We start from the raw sequence: 2,366 nt of genomic DNA on the forward strand, positions 1-2,366 counted from the left end.
CGGGCGATGGCGGCGGCCACCGGCTCGGCCATCGGCACCGCCCGGATGCTGGCGTCGCTCTTGGGCCGGTCCTTGTAGCCCGACCCGAACCGGCCAGCGTCATAGCGTACGTCCACGACCTCGATCCGCCGAGCATCCAGGTCGACGCGCCGCGCCCGCAGACCCAGCAGCTCCCCGCTACGCAGGCCGGTGCCGACCTGGACGATGAAGTGGTCGCGGTAGAAGGCCGAGCAGCCGACCAGGAGCCGGCCGAACTCCTCTGGGGTGTACGCCCGTCGCCGGACCCGGCCGAACACGACCTCGGGGGTCCACCGGCCGCTTGGGGGCGCGGACCTTGCACACCGGGTTGACCGGGATCAGCCGCTCAGCCTCGGCCGCCTCCAGGATGCGGTTCAGGATCGACCGGCAGGCCATCGTCAGGTTGTGGCTGGCCCGTCGCTCCAGCTCGTTCTGCCACCGCTGCACCACCTGGGCCGAGATCGTGCCCAGCGGCCGACGCCCGAAGTAAGGGCGGATGTGCAGCCGCAAGTGGCTCTCTGCCGCCTCCAAGGCCGCCGGGCTGCGGCGCGGCTCCGACGCCCACAGCTCCCACCACTCGCTCGCCCAGTCATCGAACCGCCGCCGCGATCCCCTCGGGTCGACCCAGGCGCCGCGCAGCTTGGACGCCTCCTCGCTGGTCAGCCAGCGTTCCGCATCGTCCCTGCGGGCGAAGCTCCGGCTGTGCAGCCGACCGTCCGGCCCCCAGTAGCGGGCACGGTACGGCTTGGGCCGATCCGGGCGGTACTCGATCGTGCCCACGCCGGCCAGGGCCTGGGCGCCGAGCTGCTGGACTGGGCCGGCACTAAGGCGGCCGACGAGGGCGCCGACTGGCTACGTGTCGACGCGTGGACCACCAACGAGCACCTCCAGCACTACTACCTGCGCCAGGGCTTCACCTACGTCCGCACCGTCGTCCTGCCGCATAACCCCTCCGGGGCGCTCTTCCAACGACCAGCCGAGCGCATCCCACCCCACACCTTCAGGAGGCCGAGAGCCTGACCGGCTGAGCCTGGGATGAGCTGCAAGCAGCCCTCGCGGTGGGAGCCTCGTTCTCCCACCACGCCCAGGGTGGAGGGATCTGGCCGGACGGTGCTGGCATGCCCGACCCCCAGCCGCAAGCGCGTCGACCAACCAACCAAGCTCGGCTCCTGAGCCGGCCTGCGCCGGCAGCCTGACCAGATGGGGCCGACTTCGTTGGCTCTGCTGCTTGCCCCCGGTGGCCTTATGGCATGCCACGGTGTCCACCGTCCCCCGGTTCCAAGGGCAGGGCAGACCGCCCGGCCAGGCACCAGGAAGTGGCAGGACCATGACCGAGGCAGCCGTGAGCTTCGCCGGCAACCTCACCGACGACCCCGAGGTCCGCTACACCCACGACGGGATCACCCGGGACATGGTCGGATCTGGCTCATATCTCGTGATGGACACGACCTGTGCTCAGACAGCGTCGGCAAGGGTTGCCTGGCGGTGACACAGCCGCGACGTAGGCTGCTGACGGACGGTCGCGCAGCTCCAACCCTCGAGGAAGGCTCGCCATGGCCAAGCTGCTCTATGTGATGAACGTGTCACTTGACGGCTACATCGCCGACGAGGACGGCAAGTTCGACTGGGGGGCACCAGACGAGGAGTACTACTCCTTCATCAACGACCTGTTGCGGCCGGTCGGCACCTACCTGTACGGGCGCCGGCTGTATGAGCTGATGGCCGTCTGGGAGACCGACCCGGCCGCCGCGGCCCAGTCGCCCGGCACGCGGGAGTTCGCCGAGATCTGGCAGGCGGCCGACAAGGTCGTGTACTCCAGGACGCTGGCGACGGCCTCCACCACCAGGACGCGGATCGAACCAGACTTCGACCCCGAAGCGGTCCGGCACCTGAAGGCGGCCGCCGAGCGTGATCTCACCGTGGGCGGTCCCACCCTCGGCGCCCATGCGATCACCGCCGGGCTGGTGGACGAGTACCACCTGTTCGTCTGGCCCGTCGTGGTGGGCGGGGGCAAGCCCTTCCTCCCCAACCGGGCCCGGCTCCAGCTCGAACTGCTGGACGAGCACCGGCTCGGCAACGGCGCGGTGTACCTGCGCTACCGCACCCAGACATGAGCACACGGCAGCGCCCGCTCCACCGTCGAGGTCGAGGCCGAGGAGCTGGGTCCGAGCCTGCGCTGGGCGACGGCGACCGCGACCAGGACGACAAGGACCCGGGACCGGTAGGTAGCTCGACCCGGCGATGCGACGGTGCGGGACGGAGGCGAAGGATGCCGAGGGTTCGCTCCGTTGTGTCCGTGCTGTTGAGGGCGCTAGGAGACGTTTCTCCACACCCTCACGGCCGACCCT

At 70.2% G+C, this 2,366-nt stretch carries 4 protein-coding genes; 3 read left to right on the forward strand and 1 reads right to left on the reverse strand.

The window, feature by feature from the left end:
- Nucleotides 1-296, reverse strand: a 296-nt coding sequence (locus VF468_23155) for a hypothetical protein (protein ID HEX5881189.1), incomplete at its 3' end; no start/stop codon positions are given.
- A 424-nt stretch (nt 297-720) separates the two neighbouring features.
- Here VF468_23155 and VF468_23160 point away from each other — a divergent pair.
- The 3 genes from VF468_23160 to VF468_23170 all read left to right on the forward strand — a co-directional run bounded on the left by VF468_23160 (nt 721) and on the right by VF468_23170 (nt 2,132).
- Nucleotides 721-1,038 carry a GNAT family N-acetyltransferase gene (locus VF468_23160; protein ID HEX5881190.1) on the forward strand — a complete coding sequence of 106 codons (318 nt, stop codon included), beginning with the start codon at nt 721-723 and terminating at the stop codon, nt 1,036-1,038.
- A 307-nt stretch (nt 1,039-1,345) separates the two neighbouring features.
- Complete coding sequence (locus tag VF468_23165) at nt 1,346-1,507, forward strand: hypothetical protein (protein ID HEX5881191.1); 162 nt, start codon at nt 1,346-1,348, stop codon at nt 1,505-1,507.
- A gap of 64 nt (nt 1,508-1,571) precedes the next feature.
- Nucleotides 1,572-2,132 carry a dihydrofolate reductase family protein gene (locus VF468_23170; protein HEX5881192.1) on the forward strand — a complete coding sequence of 187 codons (561 nt, stop codon included), beginning with the start codon at nt 1,572-1,574 and terminating at the stop codon, nt 2,130-2,132.
- Nucleotides 2,133-2,366 lie beyond the last annotated feature (234 nt).

Source organism: Actinomycetota bacterium, assembly GCA_036280995.1.
In the GTDB taxonomy this organism is placed as follows: Bacteria; Actinomycetota; CALGFH01; order CALGFH01; family CALGFH01; genus CALGFH01.